This is a genomic window from Micromonospora sp. NPDC005979, from assembly GCF_040614415.1.
Classification (GTDB): Bacteria; Actinomycetota; Actinomycetes; order Mycobacteriales; family Micromonosporaceae; genus Micromonospora.
Genome location: NZ_JBEXUR010000002.1, coordinates 481,905 through 506,951, shown reverse-complemented (window position 1 = coordinate 506,951; position 25,047 = coordinate 481,905). Strand labels below are relative to the sequence as shown.

27 protein-coding genes are annotated in these 25,047 nt (G+C 70.9%); 22 read left to right on the top strand and 5 right to left on the bottom strand.

Annotated elements, in window-relative coordinates:
* Positions 1–34: 34 nt before the first annotated feature.
* Positions 35–1,300 carry a glycosyltransferase gene (locus ABZ272_RS05625; RefSeq protein WP_355048677.1) on the bottom strand — a complete coding sequence of 422 codons (1,266 nt, stop codon included), beginning with the start codon at positions 1,298–1,300 and terminating at the stop codon, positions 35–37.
* 24 nt (positions 1,301–1,324) lie between these two features.
* Between ABZ272_RS05625 and ABZ272_RS05620 the strand changes: the two genes are divergently transcribed.
* The 15 genes from ABZ272_RS05620 (at position 1,325) to ABZ272_RS05550 (ending at position 14,762) form a co-directional block, all read left to right on the top strand.
* Positions 1,325–2,185: a DNA-formamidopyrimidine glycosylase family protein gene (locus tag ABZ272_RS05620; RefSeq protein ID WP_355048676.1), complete on the top strand. Its 861-nt coding sequence runs from the start codon at positions 1,325–1,327 to the stop codon at positions 2,183–2,185.
* Positions 2,186–2,450: 265 nt separating this feature from the next.
* Entirely contained in the window at positions 2,451–4,022 is a 1,572-nt protein-coding gene (locus ABZ272_RS05615) for a sugar transferase (protein WP_355048798.1), read from the top strand.
* A gap of 32 nt (positions 4,023–4,054) precedes the next feature.
* Complete coding sequence (locus ABZ272_RS05610) at positions 4,055–5,281, top strand: histidine kinase (protein WP_355048675.1); 1,227 nt, start codon at positions 4,055–4,057, stop codon at positions 5,279–5,281.
* 31 nt (positions 5,282–5,312) lie between these two features.
* Positions 5,313–6,074: a LytTR family DNA-binding domain-containing protein gene (locus tag ABZ272_RS05605; protein WP_007453674.1), complete on the top strand. Its 762-nt coding sequence runs from the start codon at positions 5,313–5,315 to the stop codon at positions 6,072–6,074.
* Positions 6,075–6,140: 66 nt separating this feature from the next.
* Positions 6,141–6,803 carry a DUF5701 family protein gene (locus ABZ272_RS05600; RefSeq protein WP_355048674.1) on the top strand — a complete coding sequence of 221 codons (663 nt, stop codon included), beginning with the start codon at positions 6,141–6,143 and terminating at the stop codon, positions 6,801–6,803.
* A gap of 154 nt (positions 6,804–6,957) precedes the next feature.
* Positions 6,958–7,635: a response regulator transcription factor gene (locus tag ABZ272_RS05595; protein WP_355048673.1), complete on the top strand. Its 678-nt coding sequence runs from the start codon at positions 6,958–6,960 to the stop codon at positions 7,633–7,635.
* Positions 7,636–7,703: 68 nt separating this feature from the next.
* Positions 7,704–8,705, top strand: coding sequence for a HAMP domain-containing sensor histidine kinase (locus ABZ272_RS05590; RefSeq protein ID WP_355048797.1), 1,002 nt, complete (start codon positions 7,704–7,706; stop codon positions 8,703–8,705).
* A gap of 209 nt (positions 8,706–8,914) precedes the next feature.
* Positions 8,915–10,408, top strand: a complete 1,494-nt coding sequence (locus tag ABZ272_RS05585; protein WP_355048672.1) for a DUF4173 domain-containing protein — start codon at positions 8,915–8,917, stop codon at positions 10,406–10,408.
* A gap of 44 nt (positions 10,409–10,452) precedes the next feature.
* Positions 10,453–10,866 (top strand): hypothetical protein, encoded by a 414-nt coding sequence (locus ABZ272_RS05580; protein ID WP_355048671.1) that lies wholly within the window; start codon positions 10,453–10,455, stop codon positions 10,864–10,866.
* 1 nt (position 10,867) lies between these two features.
* Positions 10,868–12,508: a cation acetate symporter gene (locus tag ABZ272_RS05575; RefSeq protein WP_355048670.1), complete on the top strand. Its 1,641-nt coding sequence runs from the start codon at positions 10,868–10,870 to the stop codon at positions 12,506–12,508.
* Between the two features lie 117 nt (positions 12,509–12,625).
* Positions 12,626–13,051: a YbaB/EbfC family nucleoid-associated protein gene (locus ABZ272_RS05570; RefSeq protein ID WP_355048669.1), complete on the top strand. Its 426-nt coding sequence runs from the start codon at positions 12,626–12,628 to the stop codon at positions 13,049–13,051.
* Positions 13,052–13,061: 10 nt separating this feature from the next.
* The gene (locus ABZ272_RS05565) at positions 13,062–13,373 is read left to right on the top strand and encodes a hypothetical protein (protein ID WP_355048796.1); all 312 of its coding nucleotides are present in this window, start codon (positions 13,062–13,064) and stop codon (positions 13,371–13,373) included.
* 6 nt (positions 13,374–13,379) lie between these two features.
* A complete protein-coding gene (locus tag ABZ272_RS05560; protein ID WP_355048668.1) occupies positions 13,380–13,874 on the top strand; it encodes a hypothetical protein in 495 nt (164 codons plus the stop codon).
* A gap of 88 nt (positions 13,875–13,962) precedes the next feature.
* Positions 13,963–14,370, top strand: coding sequence for an EndoU domain-containing protein (locus ABZ272_RS05555; protein WP_355048667.1), 408 nt, complete (start codon positions 13,963–13,965; stop codon positions 14,368–14,370).
* A complete protein-coding gene (locus tag ABZ272_RS05550; RefSeq protein WP_355048666.1) occupies positions 14,367–14,762 on the top strand; it encodes a hypothetical protein in 396 nt (131 codons plus the stop codon). The genes ABZ272_RS05555 and ABZ272_RS05550 overlap by 4 nt, the downstream gene beginning before the upstream one ends.
* 6 nt (positions 14,763–14,768) lie before the next feature.
* Here the strand turns inward: ABZ272_RS05550 and ABZ272_RS05545 are convergent, their stop codons facing one another.
* Together ABZ272_RS05545 and ABZ272_RS05540 are read right to left on the bottom strand one after the other, a co-directional pair.
* The gene (locus ABZ272_RS05545) at positions 14,769–15,122 is read right to left on the bottom strand and encodes a hypothetical protein (protein WP_355048665.1); all 354 of its coding nucleotides are present in this window, start codon (positions 15,120–15,122) and stop codon (positions 14,769–14,771) included.
* Positions 15,119–15,580, bottom strand: coding sequence for a hypothetical protein (locus tag ABZ272_RS05540; protein WP_355048795.1), 462 nt, complete (start codon positions 15,578–15,580; stop codon positions 15,119–15,121). The genes ABZ272_RS05545 and ABZ272_RS05540 overlap by 4 nt, the downstream gene beginning before the upstream one ends.
* Positions 15,581–15,725: 145 nt before the next feature.
* On the opposite strand from ABZ272_RS05540, the gene ABZ272_RS05535 reads away from it, so the two are divergent.
* Positions 15,726–16,490, top strand: a complete 765-nt coding sequence (locus tag ABZ272_RS05535; protein ID WP_355048664.1) for an ABC transporter ATP-binding protein — start codon at positions 15,726–15,728, stop codon at positions 16,488–16,490.
* Entirely contained in the window at positions 16,475–18,184 is a 1,710-nt protein-coding gene (locus tag ABZ272_RS05530; RefSeq protein ID WP_355048663.1) for an ABC transporter permease, read from the top strand. Before ABZ272_RS05535 ends, ABZ272_RS05530 begins: the two co-directional genes overlap by 16 nt.
* On the opposite strand, the gene ABZ272_RS05525 is transcribed toward ABZ272_RS05530, so the two are convergent.
* The gene (locus ABZ272_RS05525; protein WP_355048662.1) at positions 18,181–18,381 is read right to left on the bottom strand and encodes a DUF397 domain-containing protein; all 201 of its coding nucleotides are present in this window, start codon (positions 18,379–18,381) and stop codon (positions 18,181–18,183) included. The genes ABZ272_RS05530 and ABZ272_RS05525 overlap by 4 nt on opposite strands.
* Positions 18,378–19,163, bottom strand: a complete 786-nt coding sequence (locus ABZ272_RS05520) for a helix-turn-helix transcriptional regulator (protein ID WP_355048661.1) — start codon at positions 19,161–19,163, stop codon at positions 18,378–18,380. The genes ABZ272_RS05525 and ABZ272_RS05520 overlap by 4 nt, the downstream gene beginning before the upstream one ends.
* A gap of 443 nt (positions 19,164–19,606) precedes the next feature.
* Between ABZ272_RS05520 and ABZ272_RS05515 the strand changes: the two genes are divergently transcribed.
* The 5 genes from ABZ272_RS05515 to ABZ272_RS05495 all read left to right on the top strand — a co-directional run bounded on the left by ABZ272_RS05515 (position 19,607) and on the right by ABZ272_RS05495 (position 24,918).
* Positions 19,607–20,359: a flavin reductase family protein gene (locus ABZ272_RS05515; RefSeq protein ID WP_355048794.1), complete on the top strand. Its 753-nt coding sequence runs from the start codon at positions 19,607–19,609 to the stop codon at positions 20,357–20,359.
* 174 nt (positions 20,360–20,533) lie between these two features.
* A complete protein-coding gene (locus ABZ272_RS05510; RefSeq protein WP_355048660.1) occupies positions 20,534–20,899 on the top strand; it encodes a DUF485 domain-containing protein in 366 nt (121 codons plus the stop codon).
* A complete protein-coding gene (locus ABZ272_RS05505) occupies positions 20,877–22,568 on the top strand; it encodes a cation acetate symporter (protein ID WP_355048659.1) in 1,692 nt (563 codons plus the stop codon). The genes ABZ272_RS05510 and ABZ272_RS05505 overlap by 23 nt, the downstream gene beginning before the upstream one ends.
* A gap of 81 nt (positions 22,569–22,649) precedes the next feature.
* Positions 22,650–23,627, top strand: a complete 978-nt coding sequence (locus ABZ272_RS05500) for an NAD-dependent epimerase/dehydratase family protein (protein WP_355048658.1) — start codon at positions 22,650–22,652, stop codon at positions 23,625–23,627.
* Positions 23,628–23,703: 76 nt separating this feature from the next.
* Positions 23,704–24,918: an LCP family protein gene (locus ABZ272_RS05495; protein ID WP_355048657.1), complete on the top strand. Its 1,215-nt coding sequence runs from the start codon at positions 23,704–23,706 to the stop codon at positions 24,916–24,918.
* The last annotated feature ends 129 nt before the right edge of the window (positions 24,919–25,047 follow it).

Here is a 25,047-nt window from a genome sequence, read left to right as displayed (position 1 = left end):
CGCTCCCGGGTGACGGCGCTCCCGCGCTCCCGCATCACGGTGTGACGGCGTGGGCCATCCCCGCGTAGATGTCGATGAGTTGCTTGGTGACGACGTCTGGGTGGAAGGTGCGCTCGTAGCGGGCGCGGGCCGCCAGGGTCAGCCCGGACGCGCCCGCCCGGGCGACCGGCAGGGCGGCGGCCAGCGCGGCCGGCTCCGGGGCGACGACCCAACCAGCCTCGCCCAGATCGATCCCGGCGGGCATCGCCGGTCCGCCGTCCCCGGCGACCGCGGAGGCGACCTCGGCCGGACCGGTGCCGGCGGGCTCGTGCGGGGCGTCGGCCCCGACCAGGTACGGAATGCCGCCCAGCGCCGTGCCGAGCACCGGCCGGCCACTCGCCAGCGCCTCGATGATCACGGTCGGCAGCACGTCGTGCCACATCGAGGCGGCGATCACCACGGCGCTGGCCTCGACCGCGGCCCGGACCCCGGCGCGGTCGAGCTGACCGAGGTAGACCACGTCGGGTCGTTCGGCGGCGGCCGCCTCCACCAGCGCGCGCAGTTCGCCGTCGCCCGCGATCCGCAGCGTGCCCAGGGTGCCCACCGGATGCCGTCGCCACGCGTCCAGCAGCAGGTCGACGCCCTTTTCGGGGGAGAGCCGGGCCATGTAGAGGAACCCGTCACCGAGCGGCGCCGGCCGCCCCGGGTCGGGCACGGCGTTCGGCTTGACCACGATCCGATCGTCCGGGATGCCGTAGTCGCGCAGGTGGTCGGCGATCGCCGAGGTGAGCGCGATGAAACGGTCCACCGACCGCCAGGTGCCCCGGTGCACCGCCAGGGTGGTCGCCATCAGCGCGCTCTGCGCCGCCGAGTCGCGGTAGCACCGGTGCCTGATCGCCGGCACGCCCAGCGCCCGGCCCTTGCAGTCCTGGCAGATCACCCCGTCGCGGAAGTAGATCCCCGAGGAGCAGACCTGCCGGTAGTTGTGCACCGTCTGCACCACCGGCACGCCGTGCCGGTGCGCGGTCCGCACCACCCAGGGCGAGATCAGGGGGTACGGGTTGTGCAGGTGCAGGACGTCCGGCCGGTGCTCGGTGAGCAGCCGGCTCAGGTCCTGCTGCGCGCGGGGCGCCCAGATCGGTGAGATCGGCAGCAGCGCCTTGGCGGCCTTCGACATCGAGGGGATCTCGTCCGAACTGCGGATGAAGGGCAGCACCTCGACACCGGCGGCGGTGAGCTGAGCGATCTCCACGTCGACGATGGTGTTCTCGCCAGAGGGCTGAGCTTCCCGGTACCGGTTGTGCGCCACCACGATTCTCACGGGAAAGAAGGCTACCGTTGGCTGGTGCCCGAACTACCGGAGGTTGAAGCGCTCGCGGGTTACCTGCGGCAGCGCGCGGTGGGGCGGCGTGTCGACCGGCTGGAGATCGCCGCGATCAGCGCCCTGAAGACGTACGACCCGGCGCCCACCGCCGTCGCCGGCAAGGCGGTGGTCGACGCCCGTCGGCACGGCAAGTTCCTCGACGTGGTGATCGAGGGTGACCTGCATCTCGTGGTTCACCTGGCCCGGGCGGGCTGGCTGCACTACCGGGAGGCGTTCCCGGCCACCACCCCGTTGCGCCCGGGCAAGGGCCCGATCGCCGTACGGGTCCGGCTCGACGACGGCTCCGGCTTCGACCTCACCGAGGCCGGTACGCAGAAGAAGCTCGCCGCCTACCTGGTCACCGATCCGGCGACGGTGCCCGGGGTGGCCAAGCTGGGGCCGGACGCGCTCGCCGCCGACCTGCCCACCTTCGCCGAGCGGCTGCGCAGCCGACGCGGGCAGGTCAAGGGGGTGCTGACCGACCAGTCGGTGCTGTCCGGGGTGGGTAACGCGTACTCCGACGAGATCCTGCACGCCGCGAAGCTGTCCCCGTTCGCGATCACCGATCGGCTCACGGACGCCCAGCTCGCCACCCTGCACGCGGCGACGCGGCAGGTACTCGGCGACGCCGTCGAGCGGTCCCTCGGTCAGCGTGCCGCCGAGCTCAAGGGCGAGAAGCGATCCGGGCTGAAGGTACACGCCCGTACCGGCCTGCCCTGCCCGGTCTGTGGCGACACCGTCCGGGAAGTCTCGTTCGCCGACTCGAGCCTGCAGTACTGCGCCACTTGTCAGACCGGCGGCAAGCCGCTGGCTGACCGACGGTTGTCCCGTCTCGTACGGTGAGTAATCCCACGAGGCGACTACAGAGCGGAATCGACCCGAGTGAGCCGAACCTCCGGTCCACCGTTCTCGCCACAGGCGCATCCATCGGTATAGTGGCCCGGTCCCCGGCTTCTGAAATGGTGCGGAGCCGGCCAGAATCCCGCCGACACCATCGGTCGCCAATCTCCTGCGGGGCGGCGACCGGCCGGAGCCCGCGTGGGAGACTGGGACGGTGGGCGACCCGGGCCCTCACGGCGAGTGAGCGGCACGTGTCATGCGGGAGGACATGGGTGAGGTGACGGCAAGCCTCCAGCGCCCGGTATCCAACGAAGGCCGGAGCAGACTCGTGCGGCACGTCGACAGCTTCGAGATCCAGCCGCCGACGCCGCCGTCACACAACGGCGTCCCTCGGTCGGCGTGGGCCAGGGCGCGACGACGTGTCTCCCGTTGGCACCGCCCCTACACCGCGATCCTGCTGCTGCTCGACTTCGGCGCGGCGGCGTTCGCCAGTTGGATCGCGATCCAACTCTTCGACCAGGCCGCCTCGGGTTTCTCCGGCACCAACCAGGACCCGACCTGGTTCCACACCATCTCCTACCTGCTGCTCCCGCTGGGCTGGGTGGTCATCCTCTGGAGCAACCGAGCGTACGACCGGCGGTATCTGGGGCTCGGCCCGGACGAGTTCAAGCGGGTGATCCGGGCCGCCGTCACCGTCGCGGCCAGCGTCTCCTTCCTCGCCTTCGCCACCAAGACCGCGCTGTCGCGGTGGACGGTGGGCACGGCGCTGCTCGGGGCGCTGCTGCTGATCCTGTGGGGCCGTTTCGTGGCCCGCTGGGCGCTGCACTACATCCGTCGGCGGGCCGGCCAGGCCGCGCACCGGATGGTGCTGGTCGGCACCCTCCCGGAGTGCCTGGAGGTCTACGCGGCGGTCACCCGTAGCCCGGCCGCCGGCCTGATGCCGGTCGCCATCCACATCACCGACGGCTACGCGGCGGCCCGTGGGGTGCCGACGCCGGTGCCGGTGCACTCGGGCCGGGACGTCCTGGCCCTGGTCCGCGAGGTCGGCGGGGACACCATCGCCGTTTGCGGGTCGGCCAGCGCCGAGCCGGGCGAGCTGCGCCGACTGGCCTGGCAGCTCGAAGGCTCCGGAGTCGATCTCGTGGTCGCCCCGCAGTTGACCGACATCGCCGGCCCGCGTGTGCACATCCGGCCGATCGAGGGTCTGCCGCTGCTGCACGTCGAGGAGCCGACGCTCTCCGGGCCGGCGCTGCTGGCCAAGAACCTGATGGACCGCGTCGCCGCCGGCCTCGGCCTGCTGCTGCTGATCCCGCTCTTCCTCTCGATCGCGGTGGCGATCCGAATCTCCGACCGCGGGCCGGTCTTCTTCCGCCAACCCCGGGTGGGTCACGAGGGACGCACGTTCCGGGTGTGGAAGTTCCGGACGATGTACGTCGACGCCGAGGACCGGCTGGCTAGCCTCACCGACCAGAACGAGACCGACGGCATGCTGTTCAAGATGAAGCAGGACCCCCGGGTCTTCCCGGTGGGTCGCTTCCTGCGGGCCTCGTCGCTGGACGAGCTGCCGCAGTTGATCAACGTGCTCTGGGGTGAGATGTCGCTGGTCGGGCCGCGTCCGCTGCCCGCCGACGACGGCGACTTCCTGGGCGACGTGCGACGCCGGCTGCTGGTGCGCCCCGGCATGACCGGGCTGTGGCAGGTCTCCGGCCGCTCCGACCTGTCGTGGGACGAGGCCGTCCGACTCGACCTCTACTACGTCGACAACTGGTCGCTGGCGTACGACCTCAGCATCCTGTGGCGGACCGTCGGGGTGGTGCTCGCCCGCAAGGGCGCCTACTAGCGCGGGCGGCGGCGAGCCGTCAGGATCGCTGCGTGGGTGGCAACCTCTCCGCCGTCGTCGGCGTCGTCTCGCTGGTCACCGCGCTGACCGCGGCTCTGCTGGCGGTGCTGCGACTACGCGCCCGGCGCGGCATCGCCACCGCCACCCAGCGGGCCACCTACGAGGTCCTGCACACCGCCGGGCTGGCCGCCGAACCGCTCCGGGCCGGGCTGAGCGCGGCCGGCGCGGCGAAGGCCGTACGCCATCTGCGGGCCCTGGTGGGCGCGGTCGGGCTGGCGCTCACGGACGCCGACGAGGTGCTCGCCCTCGACGGACGCGGCACGCACCACGGCGAGCAGCTGCTGGCGGCGGCGCAGCGGTCGATCAGCTCCGGGCGGTCGACGGTGCTCGGGGAGTCCGACCTGCGCTGCGACCGGGTGGACTGCCCGATCCGCGGTGCGGTGGTCGCGCCCCTGCACGGCGCCGACGCCCGGGTGGTCGGGGCGTTGGTGGCGATCGCCGACAGCGCGCCGGCGCCGGGGCTGGTGCAGGCCACCCTGGAGACCGCGCACTGGGCCGGCAACCAGCTCGCCCTGGCCGAGCTGGACTCGTCCCGGGAGCGGCTGGCGCGGGCCGAGATCCGGGCGCTGCGGGCGCAGATCAGCCCGCACTTCATCTACAACGCGCTCACCGCGATCGGCTCGTTCGTGCGCACCGATCCGGAGCGGGCCCGGGAGCTGATCCTGGAGTTCGCCGAGTTCACCAGGTACTCGTTCCGGGCGCACGGGGAGTTCACCACTCTCGCGGAGGAGCTGCGGTCGATCGACCGTTATCTGACGATCGAGCGGGCCCGGTTCGGCGACCGGTTGCAGGTGCGGTTGCAGATCGCCCCGGAGGTGCTGCCGGTGACGCTGCCGTTCCTCTGCCTCCAGCCGTTGGTGGAGAACGCGGTTCGCCACGGGTTGTCCCGCAAGCCGGGCACGGGCATGGTGAGCATCGAAGCCCGGGACGCGGGGGCCGAATGCCACATCACGGTGGAGGACGACGGAGTGGGAATGGATCCGACCACGCTGACCGCCGGCATCGCCGAGCTGGCCCGCGGCACCGGCGACCCAGCTGACGACACCGGCCAGCACGTCGGCCTCTCGAACGTCGACGAGCGGCTGCGCTCCGTCTTCGGTGACCGTTTCGGTCTGGTCGTCGAGACCGGGCTGGGCTCGGGCACGCGGGTGAGCGTGCGGGTGCCGAAGTTCCACCCGGGCGTACGGGCCGGTTCGTGAGCGAGCGCAGCGAGCGAATGCGGGCAGCCCGGTGAACGCCTCCGGTTTTTTGCGGGTGTTGGCGGTGGACGACGAGCCGCCCGCGCTCGACGAGTTGGCGTACCACCTGCGGGCCGACCCCCGGGTGGCCCGGCTGCACACGGCCGGGGACGCCACGGAGGCGCTGCGGCTGTTGCGCGACGGCGACGTGGACGTGGTCTTCCTGGACATCCGGATGCCCGGCCTGGACGGCATGGAGCTGGCCCGGGTGCTGCGCCGGTTCGCCCGGCCACCGGCGATCGTCTTCGTCACCGCGTACGACGACGGCGCGGTTGACGCCTTCGACCTGGGCGCCACGGACTACGTCCGCAAACCGGTACGCGCCGAGCGGCTGGCCGAGTCGCTGCGGCGGGTAATCGGGTCGCGGGTGGTGCCGTCGCACCCGGCGGCGCTGGCCCGGGCCGAGGAGGATCCGACCATCCCGATCGAGCTGGCCGGGACGACCCGCATGCTGCCCCGTTCGGCGGTGCGGTGGGTGGAGGCGCAGGGCGACTACGCGCGGCTGCACACCGCCGAGGGGTCGCACCTGGTGCGGGTTTCGCTCGCCACGCTCGCCGAGCGCTGGGCGGACGCGGGTTTCGTGCGGGTGCACCGGTCGTACCTGGTGCAGTTGAAGTTGATCGCGGAACTGCGTCTGGTGAACTCCGGCTACGTGGTCGTAGTCGACTCCACCGAGCTGCCGGTGAGCCGGCGGCACACCCGCGAGCTGAAGGACAAGCTGGTCAGGGCGGCGAAGCAGGATTGGAGTCGCTGAACCAGGAATGCCGACAACCATCCCGTACGTTGTACGCTAGGCCGTACGACAACCGGGAGGGCCGCCGTGACCGAAACCCCGTTCGACGCCGAGACCGAGTTCGACAGCCAGATCGACCGCCTGGTGGAGTTGGGTTACCCGACCCTCGCCGGGATGACCGAGAGCGCCTTCCGCGACCTGGTCGCGCCCCTTCGATCCCGAGCGGTCGACGGTGCCGCGGGCCTGCCCCGGCCCACCGACGCCCGGGTGCCCTTCCTGCTCGTCGTCACGCGCGACCTGATCGGCGTGGAGCCCCGACTCGCACTCACCACCCTGGCCGGCAAGCACAAGCCCGGCTTCCTCGACCGGCACTACGCCGAGGACGACCTGCCGCGCTTCGACCCCATCAAGGAGCTGGAGGTGCCCCCCGGGCCGGCGTACCTCCTCTTCGACGTCGACCGTGGTGAGGAGTTCCGCAACCTCGCCCCGGCGGCGGCCATGGAGGGCATGACCGCCCAGGATCGGCTTCCGCTCACCATCGACGAGGGGCTCGCCTTCATCACGCTCTACCCCGAGGCGCTGGCCAGCAACAGGTGCTTCTCGCTGGTCGGCTCGCGGTGCGGCGACAAGCGGGTGCCGGCGCTGTGGATCAGCCAGGGTGCCCCGAAGCTCGGCTGGTGCTGGTACGGCAACCCGCACACCTGGCTCGGCTCCGCCTCGGCCCGCCCCGAGCGCGTCGGCCTGGACTGACCCGCAAACGGTTGGTCGTCCACAACGAACCTCGGACGTTCGGGGAGGCCGGCCGGCATTACCACCGAGTTATCCACAGGGCTGACGGGTTCTCCACAGGTTGTTCACAACGCCACCCACTGATCTCCACGGTGGCTCCCTACAGTCAGACCCCATGAAGGAACGCCGCGTCCTGGTCGTCGAGGACGAACGCACCATCGCCGAGTCGGTCGCCGCCCGGCTCCGCGCCGAGGGTTTCGCCGTGGAGATCGCCACGGACGGCCCCAGCGCGGTCGAGCGGTTCCGGACCGGACAGCCGGACCTCGTCGTCCTCGACGTGATGCTGCCCGGGTTCGACGGACTGGAGGTGTGCCGGCGTATCCAGGCGGTCCGGCCGGTTCCGGTGCTGATGCTCACCGCCCGCGACGACGAGACCGATCTGCTGGTCGGGCTCGCCGTCGGCGCGGACGACTACCTCACCAAGCCGTTCTCGATGCGGGAGCTGGCCGCCCGGGTCCACGTGCTGCTGCGTCGCATGGAACGGGCCGCGACCCCGGCACCACCCGCCATCCGCCTCGGCGACATCGAGATCAACGAAGCCGAACGGCGGGTCCGCCGGGCCGGCGCGGACGTGCACCTCACGCCCACCGAGTTCGACCTCCTGCTGCACCTCGCCGGGCGACCCCGGACGGTGCTTCCCCGGGAACGACTGCTCGCCGACGTGTGGGGCTGGGCCGACGGCACCGGCACCCGCACGGTGGACAGCCACGTGAAGGCGTTGCGCCGCAAACTCGGCGCCGACCTGATCCGGACCGTCCACGGCGTCGGGTACGCCCTGGAGGTCCCCGCGTGACCGGCCGGCTGGTGGACTGGCTGGACCGGGTGCTTCCCCGCCCCCTCGACCCGGTCCGCTCGATCAAGATGAAGCTCGGCGTCCTGCTGGTCGCCTCCTGGGCGGTGGCCATCGGCTACTTCTGGTACGGCATCGGCTGGCTTCCACCGGGCACGGCGATCACCTCCATCTGCATCGCGCTGGTCACCTCGCAGGTGCTCGCCCACGGGATGACCTCGCCGCTACGCGAGATGACGGCCGCCGCCGGGGTGATGGCCCGCGGCGACTACACCCGTCGGGTACGCGCCACCTCCCGCGACGAGGTGGGCGAGCTGGCCCAGGCGTTCAACAAGATGGCCGAGGACCTGCACGCGGCGGACCAGCGGCGGCGTGAACTGATCGCCAACGTCTCCCACGAGCTGCGGACGCCGATCACCGCGTTGCAGGGCGTACTGGAGAACATGGTGGACGGGGTGGCCGAGCCGGAGCCGGCGGCACTGCGCGCGGCGTTGTCCCAGACCGAACGGCTGGGGCATCTCGTCGCCGACCTGCTCGACCTGTCCCGTCTCGACGCCGGGGTGGTGCCACTGCGCCGGGTCACGATCGACGTGGGGGACTTCCTCGACGAGGCGGTGGAGCACGCCACCGCCAGCGCGGCCGGCGCGGGGCTGGACGTGGACTTCCGGCTGCACGAGTTGACGACGCCGTTGACCGTGCACGCCGACCCGTGGCGGTTGCACCAGGTGTTCGCCAACCTGCTCGACAACGCGGCGCGACACAGCCCACCGGACGGCACCGTGCGGGTGAGCGCCGAGGAACACGCCGGCGAACTCCACTTCGAGGTCAGCGACGAGGGGCAGGGCATCCCGACGGCCGAGCGGTCCCGGGTGTTCGAACGATTCACGCGCGGCGACCGCGCCGCCGGGGGTGGAACCGGCCTCGGCCTCGCCATCGCCCGCTGGGTCGTCGAACTCCACGGCGGCCGGATCGCGGTCCTCGACCCGGTCAGCGCCGCCAAGGGCGCCCGTCCAGGCTGCCGCATCCAGGTCACCATCCCGAACAACGGCCCACACCGAGGAGAGGTCGCATGACCACCCCTGGCAGCACTCCGCCGCCGACCAGCGGCCCGGCGACGCCGGTCGCCGAAGCACCGGCACCGCCGACAGCCAACCCGTCGGCACCGCCGACCGGAGGCCCAGCGGCACCGCCGACCGGAGGCCCAGCGGCACCCCGGGCCGGAGGCCCAGCCGCACCGCCGACCGGCCCCGCCGGACGGCCGCTTCCGGCCTGGCCCCAGCCGATGGCGGCTGTACCCCGGCCACCGTCGCTGATCGAGCGGCGCTGGCCAGGGCCATCGGGTGCCGCGCGCCCGCTCGTCCTGGCGGCCCTCACGGCGGCTGCCGTCCTCGGCGCGTCGACGATCACGATGGTTCGTCCCGGACTCGGCTGGCTGGTGGCCGTGCTGGCCGGCACCGCCGCGCTGGCCGTCGCCGCCCGTCCCGATGCCACGGGGGCATCGGGGCGGGCGGCGCAGGTCGTCTGGGCCGCCGCGACCGTCGCGTTGGTGGGCGTGGGTACCCTCCGGGCGGCCGGCTGGCTCTTCGCGCTCTGCCTGCTCGCCGCCGTGGTGACCGGGACGCTCGCGGTGACCGGCGGGCGGAGCCCGCTCGGGATGCTGCTGGCCGCGACCCTGCCGCCGGCCGCGACGGTACGGGCGCTCCCCTGGGCGGTACGCGGGCTGCGCGACACCCGACCGGCCGGCTCGGGGATCGCCGTCGGACGGGTCCTGACCAGCGTGGCGATCTCCGCCGGTCTCCTGACGCTGTTCGGGCTGCTCTTCTCGTCCGCCGACGCGGTCTTCGCCGACCTGGTCAGCGGCTTGTTGCCCGACGTCTCGGTTCCCGGCACGATCGGGTGGACGTTCCGTCTGCTGCTGATCGGCGGCGGTCTGCTGGGTGCCGCGTACCTGGTCAGTCGACCGCCCAACCTCGACGGTCTGCGGCCTGGGCCGGCGCGGCCGGCACACCGGCTGGAGTGGACGCTTCCGCTGGTGCTGCTCGACGCGCTGTTCGCGGCGTTCGTACTGGTCCAGTTGACGGTGCTGTTCGGTGGCTCGGGGCACGTGCTGCGCACGGCAGGGCTTACCTACGCGCAGTACGCGCGCGGCGGCTTCTGGCAACTGCTCGCCGTCACCGGGCTCACCCTGCTGGTGATCGCCGTCGCCGCCCGTCGGGCACCGAAGGCCACGCGGACCGACCGGCTGCTCGTCCGCGCGCTGCTCGGGGCGCTCACCGCGCTCAGCCTGGTGATCGTCGCCTCGGCGCTCTACCGGATGCAGGTCTACGCCGACGCGTACGGCGCCACCCGTCTGCGGCTCGTCGTGGCGACCGTCGAACTGTGGCTCGGGCTGCTGTTCGTGCTGGTGGGCGTGGCAGTGGTACGGCTGCGGGCCACCTGGCTGCCCCGACTGGTGATCGGCACGGCGGTGCTGGCGCTGCTCGGGTTGGCCCTGGTCAACCCCGATCGGCTGATCGCCGACCGGAACGTCGACCGGTACCTGCAGACCGGCCGGTTGGACGTCGACTACGTGTCCGGCCTGTCGGCGGACGCCGTACCCGCCCTGGCCCGGCTGCCCGAGCCGATGCGGATCTGCGCTCTGTCCCGGCTCGCCGTCGAACTGCCATGGGACGGTGTCTGGGCGACGAACCTCGGACGGGAGCGCGCCCGCCCCGAGCTGGACCGGATCCCGGTGATCGGCCCGGCGTCGCACTGCCTCGTCCCGCGGGGCTGGTGAGCGCCGACGCTTGACAATCCGGCGAGGCGGGCAAGACTGCCGGGGTGGCCAAGCAACTCCCTGACGTGGGGTCGGGCGGTGCGGTTCCGCCGCCCCGGCGGGCCCGGATCGTGTTGGCCGACATCACCCGGCGCGACACGCGCTCCGAGCGGACCCGCGCCGAGCTGGCCCAGCAGACCCAGGTCGGCGAGGCGCTGGTCCGTGGCCTGGTCCGGGCCCAGCTCGCGCTGGCGTTGCGGTTGTCGTTGGTGGTCGTCATCGGGCTGGGCGGGTTGCCCTGGCTGTTCGCCATCGCGCCGTCGCTCGGCCGGACCACCGTGGCCGGCGTCAACCTGCCCTGGCTGCTGCTCGGGGTGGCGTCGTTCCCGTTCCTGATCGCGGTGGGCTGGGCGTACGTACGGCTGGCCGAGCGCAACGAGCAGGACTTCACCGACCTGGTGCAGCGGCCGGAGCACTGACGTGGGCAACGACTACGTGGTTCCGGCCATCGTCGCGGTCACCCTGGTCACCGTCGGCATCGGCTTCTACGGGCTGCGGCTGGCCCGGACCACGTCAGATTTCCTGGTCGCCTCGCGGGCCATCAGCCCGACCTGGAACGCCGCCGCCATCGGTGGGGAGTACCTGTCGGCCGCGAGCTTCCTCGGCATCGCCGGTCTGGTCCTCAAGTACGGCGTGGACGTGCTCTGGTACCCGGTCGGCTTCGCCGCCGGCTACCTGGCCCTCCTGCTGTTCGTGGCCGCGCCGCTGCGCCGCTCCGGCGCGTTCACGCTGCCCGACTTCTGCGAACTACGGCTCGGGTCACGCCGCCTGCGCATCCTCGCCACCGCCTTCGTGATCTTCATCGGGTGGCTCTACCTGGTGCCGCAGTTGCAGGGCGCCGGGCTCACGCTGGCCACGGTGGCCGGCTCCCCGTACCCGGTGGGTGCTCTCCTGGTCGCGGCCGTGGTCACCGCGAACGTGGCGCTCGGCGGGATGCGGGCCATCACCTTCGTCCAGGCGTTCCAGTACTGGCTCAAGTTGACCGCTCTCGCCGTACCCGTGATCTTCCTGGCGTTGCAGTGGCAGGCCGATGCCCGCCCGGCGGTGACACCGCCGGACGGGCCGACGTTCCGGGCCGCGACCACCGTCGTGGTCGAGCACCGCGCGACCCTCACCCTGGCCGACGGTGAGATTCGGGAGGTACGCCCCGGCGACGAACTGACCTTCGCGGCCGGCGACCCGGTGCCGCAGGTGTCCGGAGTGGCCACTGACGCGGCGGACTGGTTGCTGCCCAGCGCCGCCGGCGCCGACGACCGGGGCCTGTTCGGCACGTACTCGCTGATCCTGGCCACCTTCCTGGGCACGATGGGTCTCCCGCACGTGCTGGTCCGCTTCTACACCAACCCCGACGGCGCGGCGGCACGCCGGACGACGCTCGTGGTGCTGGCCCTGGTCGGCGTCTTCTACCTGCTACCCACCCTGTACGGGGTGCTGGGCCGGATCTACACCCCGCAACTGCTCGTCAGCGGACAGACCGATGCGGTGGTGGTCCTGCTGCCCGGCGCGGTCCTCGGTGACGGGCTCACCGGGCGGCTGCTCGCCGCGCTGGTCTCGGCGGGAGCGTTCGCCGCCTTCCTGTCCACCTCGTCGGGCCTGCTGACCAGCGTCGCCGGGGTGATCTCGACGGACGTACTCGGCCGCGGCTCGGTACGCGGCTTCCGCTGGGCGACCGTCATCGCCGGGGGCGTACCGGCGGTGCTGGCCCTGCACGTCTCCGGCCTGGACGTCTCACAGGTGGTCGGGTTGGCCTTCGCCGTCGCCGCGTCGAGCTTCTGCCCGCTGCTGGTGCTCGGCATCTGGTGGCGCGGTCTGACCGACCTGGGCGCGGCCGCCGGTGTGCTGGCCGGCGGCGGGGCGGCGATCGGCGCGGTGCTGGTGACCGTGCTCGGCCCACCGCTGTCCGGCTGGCCCGCCACCCTCACCGCGCAGCCGGCCGCGTGGACGGTGCCGCTGGCCTTCACCGTGATGGTCGCGGTGTCGATGGCGACCCGCCGCCGAGCACCGGCCGACGTAGCCGCCACCATGCTCCGCCTCCACACCCCCGAAGCCCTGCGCCTGTAGCCCCCCCTCCCCCCGCCCCCGCGATCTTGCACTTTCTGTCGCGGCATCACGGGCATTCTTCGCATTCGGACAACCGAAAGCGCAAGATCGGTGCGGGCGATTACTACACTGCGAATCGTGACGAGCCCCTCGGATTTGAGCAGGTCCATTTCGGAGCTGCTGTCGACGCTCGACCGCGATCACACCGGAGGCGGTCCAGCAGCGCCCAGCGAAGCTGCGCCGCCCCTCCAGGGAGTCGGTGAGGCTGCCGACGGGCTGGTACGCGTGGTAGCCGTCCCGGGTGGACAGATCGAGTCGGTGTGGATCGACCCGAAGCTGATGCGTTCGGCATCGGAGAGCCTGGCCGAGGAGATCCGCACGGCCACCAACGCGGCCCTGACGGACCTGCGGGCAGCGCTGGCCGACGCGACCGCCACGCCGGACACGGCGGCCATGCTGGAACAGCTGCGTGAGCTGCAACGTGGTGCCGTACCGCAGTTGCAGGGTCTCATCGACACCCTCGGCAGCGTTCAGGACCGGCTCTCCTCCGGTGGAAGGCCCTGACGTGGCCCGCATGGTGGACCCGGAGGGCCTGCGCGGGGCGGGCACCGACCTACAGGACATCTCCGATCGCTTCCTCACCGAACTGCGCACCTTCCTGGCCGACCTGCAAGGGTTCGGCGCGCCCTGGGGCAACGACGACATCGGCAGCCTGATCGGCGCCGCCTGCGAGGAGGTGACCGCGTACGCCGCGGAGTGCTTCGAGTCGGCGATCGAGGAGCTTGGCGTCGTCGGCGTGGACCTCAACCGGATGGCACACCTCGTCGAGGAGGACGAGCGGGCCATCACGGCCCACCTGAGCGGGCTCGGCCAGGAACTCGGGTGAGGTGACGTGGGACTGCAACTGCCGGGTGAGCTGACCACCTTCCTCAGCATGATCGGGTACGACTGGCCGCAGGCAGACGAGACCGCGCTGGTCGAAATGGGCCAACGGTGGCTCGCCTTCAGCGGCACCCTGCACACCCTGACGACAGAGGCGGGACAGGCGGCCCAGCCGGTCGGCGCCGGCAACGCGGGCGCCGACATCGACGCCTTCCAGGCGTACTGGACCGAGCAGGACGGGCCGGTGCAGGTGCTACAGGATGGCGCGCTCGCCGCCACCCTGGCCGGCACCGGCCTGATCATCATCGGCGCGATCGTCCTCGCCCTGAAGATTCAGGTCATCGTGCAGCTGGTGATCCTGTCGGTGGAGATCGCCCAGGCGGTGGCGACGGCGGTGGCCACGTTCGGCGCCTCGCTGGCGGAGATCCCCATCTTCCAGATGATCACCCGCGAGATCGTCGGCCTGCTGATCGACCAGGTGATCGGCGCGCTCCTCGATGGGTAAGCGCGGGCGGGGCAAGTTCATCCGGTCCGCCCTCTCCCACCTGCGCAAACAGCGGGCGCGGGCGCGGCGCGGTCAACGGACGGGCGGCATGACGCCGGAACGGCTGCGACACACCCTGCTCGGGGAACGCGACGGCAGATCTTCGGGATGGCACCACCGACCGGGCGGCATCGACCCACCGGGCGCAAAGCTGATCAAGGTGACGAAACGGGACAGCCGAACTGGCGTCTACAACGGCAAGGTCGCCATGCAGAACCGACGCAATGGTGAGTGGCAGGAGAAGCGCGGCGGTAGCACCTTCTTCCCCGACCACTGGACACCGCAGGACGTCGACAACGCGATCACCCGTGGATTCAACTCGCCGGACGTCGTCAAGGATCCGCAGACTGGACGGTGGTCAGGCACGTTCAACGGTGTCCATCTGAAAGGCTTCTACGATCCAGAGACCGACACTCTCAGCCACGGCTACCCCACTCTGCCTGGAGGCACTCCTTGAGCACTATCGAGTTCCGCTGGTCCAAGGAGCGCATCGCCGAGTACCAGTCGACAGACCAGCGGCTCGCCTGCCTGGGGATGTGGTTGACCGACGACATCCAGAGCGTCCACGAACTCTGCCTCGACCTGTTGGCCGATCTTGAGGACATCGCCGCCGGGCGCAAGGAGAGCGAGAGCTGGGAGGGGAACGCCTGGGCCGCCGAGCTGAGCGCGGAAGGCGTCGACCTGCAAAATCTGTGGCGGGAGGTCCTGCACGCCCACTATCCGCTGGCGGAGACCCGGCGGGTCGTGGCGCAGTACTGGCGACTACTCGCCGAGGACCCGGACCGCACGCGAGCGGTCGTCGAGTGGGAGAGCGAGAACGGGCGGACGCACCCGTACCCGGGGCTGTGACGGTATTCAGTCGGTGGCTCTGGGGTGGCCCGTGCCAGCGTGTTTGACCCAGCAGATGCGGGTGTCATGGTCGGGGAGATACCAGATCCGACCACCGGCGGTCACCTCGTACTGCCACTGTGGCAGCGCCTTTCCGTTGTGACTGGCGGTGGCGAGCGAGCCCTTGAGAGGGTGCTGCCTACTGGTCGGCGGAGGCGGGCAGGGGTCGGACTCGATGGCGTCAAAGGCTGCCCGGGTATTGGCGGCGGCCTGACGGCACAGCTCCTCCCAGCCCTTGGCCGCGTCGTTGGTGGCGAATCGCAGGGCGTAATCGCCAGGGCGGGGTGGCGGCGCTGCCCGATCGCCGCGCTTGGCGCTCACTCGGCGGTCGGGCGGGGCACCGCCCCGAAGTCGTCGAAGCTGGGCGCGGCAAGGACGCGGTGCAGATCGGGGTCGGCGTGGATCTCGGCGCTGTGCCGCCACTCGCTGAGCAACTGCGACAGGGCTGCGGTGTTCCCGACCGCCGCAGCCGCCTCCGCCGTCTCGACGAACTCAATGGCCATCTGCTCGCGATCTTCAGGCGGCAGGAAGCGCACCCACGGCAGCACGGTCGGCAGTGCCTCACGGACCAAGGTGGGATCCCGGCGCACCACGCTGGCCAGCAACCGGGCGGTCAGATCCACGACCTCACCCTCGGCTGCGGCCCGGTCGGCCGACATCAGGACAAGATCGGCTGCGTCCCGGCGGCGCAGACGCACGGCGCGAGCGCGAGTGAGTCGCTCAGTCGTCTCGGCCGGCTGCCGCAGCAGCTCCGAGAACGGCACGGACTCCATGGGCATTGACACGACATCAACACTACTTCAGAAGTTGATGGATTGCGCGTCTATGCCTTGTACGCCGGAACAGGGACTACGTCTTGGGAATGATCGTGGATCGGCCTGTCTCCGGACGGCGGATCTGGCGGTCGGCGGATAACGTCGGGCCATGACTGGTGAGCATCCCGCGCTCGTGCTGCGTGGTCTGGCTAAACGATTCGACGGCACGGTCGCGGTCGCCGGTGTCGACCTGGACGTACCGGCCGGGTCCTTCTACGGGCTGCTCGGCCCGAACGGAGCCGGCAAGACCACCACCCTGTCGATGGCGGTCGGCCTGCTGCGGCCGGATGCCGGCTCGGCGTGGGTGCTCGGCCAGGACGTGTGGCGCGACCCGGTCACGGCCAAGCAGTTGCTCGGCGTGATGCCCGACGGTGTCCGGCTGTTCGACCGGCTCAGCGGCGCGGAACTCCTGGCGTACCACGGGCTGCTGCGGGGGATGGACCCGGCGGTGGTCGACCAGCGGGCTGCGGAGCTGCTGGACGTCCTGGCGCTCGGCGACGCCGGCCGGACGCTGGTGGTCGACTACTCGGCGGGCATGAAGAAGAAGATCGGCCTGGCCTGCGCGTTGCTGCACGCGCCCCGGGTACTGGTGCTGGACGAGCCGTTCGAGGCGGTCGACCCGGTGTCGGCGGCGCTGATCCGCGACATCCTCACCCGGTACGCGGCCGGCGGCGGCACGGTGGTCTTCTCCAGTCACGTGATGGAGGTCGTCGAGCGGCTGTGCTCGCACGTGGCGATCCTGGCCCAGGGCACCATCAAGCGGGTCGGCACGATCGCGGACGTGCGGGGCGACCGGTCGCTGGAACAGGTCTTCGTCGAGGTGGTCGGCGGGCGTACCGCGACCGGTGACGAGTTGTCATGGCTGTCTCGGTGAACCCGGCCACCGCGGCCACCGCGCCCGCCGCTACGGCGCGACGGGTCTCCGCGCGGCACTTCGTACGGCTCAAGCTGCGGGTGATGGGCAACAACTTCCGGGGCCAGGGCTGGCGGATCGCGATGTTCGTCGGCGGGGCGCTGGTCGGCCTCTGGTTCGCGGCCAGCGGCTTCTTCCTGTTCGCTGCGCCGGGCATGACGGGCAACGGCCGGTACGCGGTGCTGGTCGCGGCGGCCGGCGGTGGCCTGCTGGTGCTCGGTTGGCTACTACTGCCGCTGGTCTTCTTCGGGGTGGACGAAACACTCGACCCGGCCCGGTTCGCGCTGCTGCCGCTGCCGCGCCGCACTCTTGTCGTCGGCCTGTTCGCCGCCGCGCTGGTCAGCGTGCCGGTACTGGCGGCGTCGATCGCCTCGCTGGGGCTGGTCCTGACCGCCTGGGCGCTGGGCGGTTGGTCCGCCGGTGTCGTGGCCGTGCTCGGCGTACTCACCGGGTTGTTGCTCTGTGTGGCCGCGAGCCGCGCGGTGACCAGCGCCTTCGCCAGCATGCTGCGGTCCCGTCGGGTACGCGACCTGGCCGCCGTGCTGCTGGCGGTGGTCGCCGCGCTACTCGGCCCGTTGCAGGTGTTCGGCCTGGCGGCGCTGCGCCAGACGGACTGGACCCGACTGACCGGAGCCGCGTCGGTGCTCGGGTGGACGCCGTTCGGGGCGCCGTGGACCGCCGGCATCGACGTGGCGCAGGGACGGGTGTGGGCCGCCCCGCTCAAGCTGCTGATCACGCTGGCGGCGATCGGCGCGCTGCTGGCCTGGTGGTCGCGGTCGCTGGAGTCGGCGATGGTGGGCTCGGCGACCGCCGGCCGGGCACCGGCGCGACGCGGCGTCGACGGCGGCGCGGTCGCCCAACTCTTCCCCCGGGCCGCCACCTGGGCGCGGCGGGACCGGTTCGGCGCGCTCGTCGCCCGGGAGGCCCGCTACTGGTGGCGGGACGCCCGCCGTCGAGCCAACCTGATCACCATCGCGGTGGTCGGCATCTTCGTGCCCGTCCTGGTCAACGTCACGGGCGGAGACTTCGCGGCGCAGGACGGAGGGTTCACGGCGGCGGTCGGCGACAGCTCACCGGTCGTCGTCACCATCTCGCTGCTCTTCGTCGGGGTACTCGCCTCGGTCACCCTGGCCAACCAGTTCGGCTTCGACGGCAGCGCGTACGCCGCGAACGTCGTGGCTGGCATTCCCGGTCGGGTCGAGCTGCGCGCGCGGATGACCGCGTTCTCGCTGTACGTCCTGCCGCTGCTGGTGCTCGTCTCGGTGGTCCTGTCGGCACTGCTCAGCCGACCGGGGTGGATCGGGCTGATGGTGGGCGGCCTGGTCGGCACCTACGGCGCCGGGCTGGCGGTGAGCAGTTTCGTGTCGGTGCTCGGGGCGTACTCGCTGCCGGAGACGAGCAACCCGTTCGGGATGAACAGCGGCGCCGGCATGGCGAAGGGGTTGCTCACCCTGGTCGCCATGATCACCACGGCGGTCATCGGCGTGCCGATGGTGGTGGCCGCCGCGCTGCTCGGCGACGCCTGGCTCTGGCTGGCCCTCCCGCTCGGCACGGCGTACGGGCTGGGTGCGGCGCTGCTCGGCGCGTACCTGGCCGGTGACGTGCTGGACCGGCGTCAGCCGGAACTGCTGGCCACCGTCACGCCACGCCGCTAGGCGGCCGGGCCGCGAGCTGCGTGGGCGGCGAGGAATCCGGTCCAGGCCGACGGGCTGAACGTGAGCACCGGGCCGGACCGATCCTTGCTGTCCCGCACCAGCACGACACCCGGCAGATTGTCCGCCACCTCGACGCAGTTGCCGCCGGAGTCGGTCGACCGGGTGGAGGTGCGCCAGTGCGGTTCGATCATCGTCACGGTGTCACCTTCAGCTTCCGAATCAGGTCCATCGACGCGCCTGTGGACAGTGCTTCGCCGAGCAGACTATCCCATTTGCGATCAATCAATCGGAGCGTCTGCGGTTCGTCCATGACGTGTCCGCGAGCGGCATTCTCCAGGTAGAGCACCCCATCTCCGTCGGGCAGATCGGCGAATACGAAGCCGCCACCGAACCCGACATGCTCACCGACGCTCAATGGAATGACGTGCAATCGCACGAACGGGAGGTCCGCCACCTCAAGCAGCCGACCGAGTTGGGCATTGAGCACGGCGTGACCGCCCACAGGGCGATGGAGACCCATTTCATCCACCACGAAGACGCAGTGTGGCGGCGCCTCCCGGGCAAATAGCCGTTGACGTTCCAAGCGAACCGCGACAAGTTCGTCGACCACGGCTGGTGGTTGCAAACCACCTGCCGAGATGACGGCACGGGCATACTCCTCGGTCTGCAACAGGCCGGGCACGAGACATGCCTCGAAGGCACGGAGACGTGTCGCCCGCTGCTCGTAGCCCCGCCAAGGAACGAACCAGGATGGGCCGTGTTCCTGGTCCGCAGCCTTGAGGAGTTCGGCGAGGAGGCCGCCGGTGGCCAGGGCCTCGTCGGCGGCCACCGCGAATTCCATCGTCGGTCGGCGGCGGCCGGTCTCGATCGCGGCCACCGTGGAGGGACTCCACCTGATCAGGGTCGCCAGCGCCTCCTGGGACACGTCGGCACCGGCGCGGGCGGCCTTCAACGCCCGTACCCACATCTCGATGTTCATCCTTACCTCTCCGGTAAGTACGTGACTGCGCTGTGTAGTAAGCCCTGGAATCCTCCCGTGTCCACGCCGCGCCGTCCAGGGTGGAGAGCACGCGGCCCGGCCGGTGGAGGCGATGACCCGGCGGTTGGTCCTGCGTCGGGCCGCCCCGGTCATCCCCCGAGCGGGGCGGCCCTCGTTCACCGGGAGGGATCGCTCATGATCGGGTCAGTCCTCGATGGGCAGGGGACGCGGTGGTCGTACTCGATGAGGAACGTGGCGGCGACGGCCGTGCCGGGCGCGATCGAGCCGGCACGCGGCGGTGCGGCGCGTCTCGCGCGGGGACCTGTCACCCAAACGACCGTGATGCCTGTCAGTCATCTTGATGACTCACCGGCATCACGCTCACCGAAGTGTTGCCTCCCGCCAGCCGCCGGCGGTGCGGAGTGAGTCGGCCGCACCTGCCGATGCGACCGCTGTGGCGGTGTCGGGGCTGCGGCGCGCACTGGCCCTGCCAACCCGCGCGGCTGGCGCTGCTGGCCGAGTACCGGGGCGACCGAACGGCGCTGCTGTTCTACCTGGGGACGCTGATGGCGGAGGCGGGCGATCAGCTCGCCCGGGTGAACGGGCGACCCGCCGACCTGCACGCACGCTTCCTGGGCTGGGTACGCGGACGGGGCGGCACAATGTTTCACGTGAATCATGAGCCGGGTGCCGAGATCCACCACACCGATCCGTTCGCGGTGCCGACCGGGCAACGGTCGCCCGCCCGTCGGCTGCGGGGTCGGCTCGCCGCGCCGGTCACCCTCTGGACGGCACCCGGCCCGGCGGGTCTGACGGTGTCGTCGACACTGGTCGCGGAGGGGGAGCCGGACCGACTGCTCGGGCTGATCGACCCGGAGTCCGACCTCTGGGCGGCCGTCGAGGAGGCGGGCCGGTTCGCCGTCGCGCCGCTCGGCCCGTCACACCGGCAGCTCGCCGACCGCTTCGCCGGCCTCTTTCCCGCCCCGGGAGGACTCTTCGCCACCGGCGGGTGGACCGACACGCCCTACGGGCCGGTGCCGTCCGACGCCGGCGGCTGGGCGGGGTGCCGGCTGGACACTGCCCGGGAGTACGGCTGGGGCCTGCTGGTGGAGGCCACCATCGAGGCCGTCGACCTGGTCGAGGACACCACGCCGCTGCTGCACTACCGGGGGCGGTACCACGAGCTGCCGGGCTGACCAGGGGCCCGGGAGCGCGACCGGTCACCGGGGTGACGTGCGTCACTCGGCGCACCCAGCCAACCGCTCGGCGCACTCGGCGACCGGCGTCGATCTCGACCTTCCCCGTCGGGGAGCGTGCCTCCTACGGTGCGCGCAACTACCCCCGACGCCTGTGAAGGTGGTGATCCACAGATGTCCACGGACACACCCGCGCCGACCGCTTCCCAGCCGGACAAGTACCTGGCCGTACAACAGTCAGACGAGTTCGCCGGGTTGCGGCGCGCGTTGCGCGGCTTCGTCTTCCCGATGACCGTCGCGTTCTTCCTGTGGTACGCGCTCTACGTCATTCTCTCCGCGTACGCCCGGGACTTCATGGGCACGAAGCTGTTCGGCAGCAACATCAACGTTGCCCTGGTCTTCGGCCTGCTCCAGTTCGTCTCGACGTTCCTGATCGCCTGGCTCTACTCCCGGTACGCCGACCGGAAGATCGACCCGGTCGCCGACCGCATCCGTGCCGAGATCGGGGAGGTGACCCATGACGACGGTCCACGCGGCTGACCTGCTCCTCGCGGCCGAGGCTGGTAACCACACGGCCCGCAACCTGACCATCACGCTGTTCCTGGTGTTCGTGGCGGTGACCCTGGGCATCACCATCTGGGCCAGCCGGCAGACCAAGACGGCCACCGACTTCTACGCCGGCGGCCGGTCCTTCTCCGGATTCCAGAACGGCATGGCGATCGGTGGCGACTACATGTCCGCCGCCTCGTTCCTCGGCATCGCCGGCATCATCGCGCTCTACGGCTACGACGGCTTCCTCTACTCGATCGGCTTCCTGGTCGCCTGGCTGGTGGCCCTCCTGCTGGTCGCGGAGCTGCTGCGCAACTCCGGCCGGTACACGATGGCCGACGTACTGGCGTTCCGGATGCGGCAGCGGCCGGTGCGTACGGCGGCCGCCGTCTCCACCATCACCGTCTCGATCTTCTATCTGCTCGCCCAGATGGTCGGCGCCGGCGCGCTCGTCGCGCTGCTGCTCGGCATCAAGCCCGGGACGACCTTCCTCGGCATGGATGCCGCCACGGCCAAGGTGGCGACCATCATCATGGTCGGCGCCCTGATGATCATCTACGTGACCGTGGGTGGCATGAAGGGCACCACGTACGTGCAGATCGTCAAGGCGTTCCTGCTGATGAGCGGCGCGCTGCTGATGACCGTGCTGGTCCTCGCCAAGTTCCACTTCAACCTGTCGGAGCTGCTCGGCGCCGCCGCCGCGGCCTCCGGCAAGGGCGACAAACTCCTGGAACCGGGCCTGCGGTACGGGGTGGAGGTCGCCGGCAACTCCACGCAGACGTTCTACAACAAGATGGACCTGCTCTCGCTCGGCATCGCCCTGGTGCTCGGCACGGCCGGTCTGCCGCACATCCTGATCCGCTTCTACACCGTGCCGACCGCCAAGGCGGCCCGTAAGAGCGTGCTCTGGGCCATCGGCATCATCGGCACCTTCTACCTGCTCACCCTGGCCCTCGGCTTCGGCGCGGCGGCGATGGTGGGTGGTCCGGCGATCATCGCGCAGGACAAGGCCGGCAACACGGCCGCACCCCAGCTGGCCGAGGCGCTCGGCCTGGAGTTCTTCGGCGGTGAACTGGGTGGCGCGGCCCTGCTGGCGATCATCGCGGCGGTCGCCTTCGCCACCATCCTGGCCGTGGTCGCCGGGTTGACCCTGGCCTCCTCGTCCAGCCTGGCCCACGACTTCTACGCGAACGTCCTGAAGAAGGGCGAGACGTCCGAGCGCCAGGAGGTACGGGTCGCCCGGATCTCCGCCCTGGTGATCGGCGCGATCTCGATCCTGCTGTCGATCTACGCGCAGAACCTCAACGTGGCGTTCCTCGTGGCGCTGGCCTTCGCGGTCGCCGCCTCGGGCAACCTGCCGGCAATCCTCTACAGCCTGTTCTGGAAGCGGTTCAACACCTCCGGAGCGGTGTGGGCGATCTACGGCGGTCTGATCTCGGCCGTGGTGCTGGTGTTCTTCTCCCCGGTCGTGTCGGGCGCGGCGACGTCGATGTTCCCGGACCACGACTGGCAGTGGTTCCCGCTGTCCAACCCGGGCATCCTGTCCATCCCGTTCGGGTTCCTCTGCGGGTTCGTCGGCACGCTCATCTCGAAGGAGCACGACGAGGACAAGTACGCCGAGCTGGAGGTCCGCTCCCTCACCGGCGCGGGTGCCCACTGACGCGCTAGCTGTTAGGAAGGGCCCCCTGCTAACGCCAGGCGTTAGCAGGGGGCCCTTCCTTCGGTCGGTAGGCTGACCGGTATGAAGGTTGCTGAGCGCTTCGGGTCTGGTCACCGCGTTCTCGTCACCGGCGGCGCCGGTTTCGTTCCGTCGCACCTGGTCGACTCGCTGATCGCCCGTGGCTGCACGGTGGTGGCCCTGGACAACTTCGTCACGGGTTCCAAGGAGAACGTCGCCCACCTGCTGGACCGGCCAACCTTCACCCTGGTCGAGGCGGACATCTCCGACGGTCTGCCGACGCACCACCCGGCGCTGACCGAGCGCTTCGACGCGATCCTGCACATGGCCTCGCCGGCCAGCCCCACCGACTTCGCCCAGCTTCCGGTGGAGATCCTCCGGGTCGGCTCGGTGGGCACCCTGCACCTGCTGGACCGCGCGGTCGCCGACGGCGCCCGGTTCCTGATGGCCTCCACCAGCGAGGCGTACGGGGACCCGAAGGAGCACCCGCAGCGCGAGACCTACTGGGGCAACGTCAACCCCATCGGCGTCCGCAGCGTCTACGACGAGGCGAAGCGCTTCTCCGAGGCGGCCACCATGGCGTACCACCGGTACCGGGGGCTGGACGCCGCGATCGTGCGGATCTTCAACACGTACGGCCCGCGGATGCGCCCGGACGACGGTCGCGCCATCCCGACCTTCATCTCCCAGGCGCTGCGCGACGAGCCGATCACCGTGCACGGCACCGGCAACCAGACCCGGTCGATCTGCTTCGTCGAGGATCTGGTGCGGGGCATCCTGCTGCTGCTCGACTCGACCGAGACCGGCCCGGTCAACTGCGGTACCGAGCACGAGATGTCCATGCGGCAACTCGCCGAGTTGATCGTGTCGCTCTCCGACAGCAGCTCGGAGGTGACGTACATCACGCGCAGCGCGGACGACCCGGAGATGCGCCGGCCCGACCTGACCCTCGCCCGTGAACTGCTCGGATACGAGCCGGCCGTGACGCCCGAAGACGGCCTGCGACGCACGATCGAGTACTTCCGGGCGCGGCTAGGGTAACCGGCTCGCGGCGGACCGCCGATCGCTGAGTGTCACCTGAGGGCGGTAGTGGCTCCCGCTACGTACCCTGATTTGCATGTCAGCGACCTCTGCCGGCGTTCCCCAGCCGTACCTGCACCGCAGCGCCGGGCGCGCCTCGGTGCCCGGCCCCGACCGGGGCGCCTCCGGACGCGCGCGTCCGGCCGAGGCGCGCTTCTACCCGTCGTACGACGATCGGCAGGTCGGCCCCGGCGGCCCGGCGGGACCGGGCGGGCCGGGTGGCGTCGGCGGGTCGGGACGGCGTGGTCCCCGCCCACGCTGGGGGCGGATCGGCCTGGTGGCGGGCATCGCGGTGCTGGTGTTGGCGCTGCTCGGCGGCCTCGGCGCGTGGCTCTACGCGCGCAACCTCAACAACGACCTGGCCCGCACCGATCCCTTCGCGGAGATCACCGGTGGCCGGCCGGCGAAGCCGGTCGACGGCGCGTTGAACATCCTGCTGGTCGGCAGCGACTCGCGGGACCCGGACGCGCCCGTCGACACCAAGAGCCAGTGGCGGGCCGACACCATCATCGTGATGCACATCCCGGCCGACCATAAGGAGGCGTACCTGGTCTCCATCCCGCGCGACCTGTACGTGCCCATCCCGGAGAGCGCGGGCGCGGACTGCGGCTCCGGCCAGCGCGCGAAGATCAACGCGGCGTTCGCCTTCGGTGGCCTGCCGCTGGCGGTCCGTACCGTCGAATGCTTCAGCGACGTCCGGATCGACCACGTCATGGCGATCGACTTCGGCGGGTTCAAGGAGGTCACCGACGCCCTCGGCGGGGTGGACCTGAAGGTGGAGCGGACGATCACCTCGATCCACAAGCCGTACCGGACGTTCACCAAGGGCACCAACCACATGGACGGCGCGGAGGCGCTGGACTGGATCCGGCAGCGCAAGCAGTTCCCGGACGGCGACTTCGCCCGGATGCGGCACCAGCAGGACTTCCTGCGTGCGCTGATGGACAAGGCGGCCAGCACCGGAACCCTGGCGAACCCGAAGAAGCTCAATGACTTCCTCAAGTCGGTGACCGCGGCGGTGACCGTCGACCAGGGCTTCTCGTTGACCGATATGGCAGTGCAGTTCCGGAGCCTGCGCGGCGAGAACCTCACGTTCCTGACCAGCCCGAACTCGGGCAGCGACACGATCAACGGCGAGTCGGTGGTGGTCTCGGACCGGGAGAAGGCGCTGGCGATGTACAAGGCCATGTCGGCGGACACGATGGCGGACTGGGTGAAGGCCAATCCGCCGAAGAACTCCGACGGCGGCTGAGCGCGGGGGCTGCGGCGGTCAACCCAACGTGAGGCGCACTCACCGTTTCGGTGATCGAGTGCGACCGATCGCCCGGTTGACGGGACCTGTCGTCCCAATTGAGTCCAGATGAACTCGCAAAGTCGAATT

Bases quoted from the DNA above. Each gene is read 5' to 3' on its own strand.
- ABZ272_RS05615 (WP_355048798.1), top strand. From the start codon at position 2,451: ATGGGTGAGGTGACGGCAAGCCTCCAGCGCCCGGTATCCAACGAAGGC.
- ABZ272_RS05595 (WP_355048673.1), top strand. From the start codon at position 6,958: ATGAAGGAACGCCGCGTCCTGGTCGTCGAGGACGAACGCACCATCGCC.
- ABZ272_RS05590 (WP_355048797.1), top strand. From the start codon at position 7,704: ATGAAGCTCGGCGTCCTGCTGGTCGCCTCCTGGGCGGTGGCCATCGGC.
- ABZ272_RS05585 (WP_355048672.1), top strand. From the start codon at position 8,915: ATGGCGGCTGTACCCCGGCCACCGTCGCTGATCGAGCGGCGCTGGCCA.
- ABZ272_RS05565 (WP_355048796.1), top strand. From the start codon at position 13,062: ATGGTGGACCCGGAGGGCCTGCGCGGGGCGGGCACCGACCTACAGGAC.
- ABZ272_RS05555 (WP_355048667.1), top strand. From the start codon at position 13,963: ATGACGCCGGAACGGCTGCGACACACCCTGCTCGGGGAACGCGACGGC.
- ABZ272_RS05540 (WP_355048795.1), bottom strand. From the start codon at position 15,580: ATGCCCATGGAGTCCGTGCCGTTCTCGGAGCTGCTGCGGCAGCCGGCC.
- ABZ272_RS05535 (WP_355048664.1), top strand. From the start codon at position 15,726: ATGACTGGTGAGCATCCCGCGCTCGTGCTGCGTGGTCTGGCTAAACGA.
- ABZ272_RS05530 (WP_355048663.1), top strand. From the start codon at position 16,475: ATGGCTGTCTCGGTGAACCCGGCCACCGCGGCCACCGCGCCCGCCGCT.
- ABZ272_RS05520 (WP_355048661.1), bottom strand. From the start codon at position 19,163: ATGAACATCGAGATGTGGGTACGGGCGTTGAAGGCCGCCCGCGCCGGT.
- ABZ272_RS05515 (WP_355048794.1), top strand. From the start codon at position 19,607: ATGCGACCGCTGTGGCGGTGTCGGGGCTGCGGCGCGCACTGGCCCTGC.
- ABZ272_RS05510 (WP_355048660.1), top strand. From the start codon at position 20,534: ATGTCCACGGACACACCCGCGCCGACCGCTTCCCAGCCGGACAAGTAC.
- ABZ272_RS05505 (WP_355048659.1), top strand. From the start codon at position 20,877: ATGACGACGGTCCACGCGGCTGACCTGCTCCTCGCGGCCGAGGCTGGT.
- ABZ272_RS05500 (WP_355048658.1), top strand. From the start codon at position 22,650: ATGAAGGTTGCTGAGCGCTTCGGGTCTGGTCACCGCGTTCTCGTCACC.
- ABZ272_RS05495 (WP_355048657.1), top strand. From the start codon at position 23,704: ATGTCAGCGACCTCTGCCGGCGTTCCCCAGCCGTACCTGCACCGCAGC.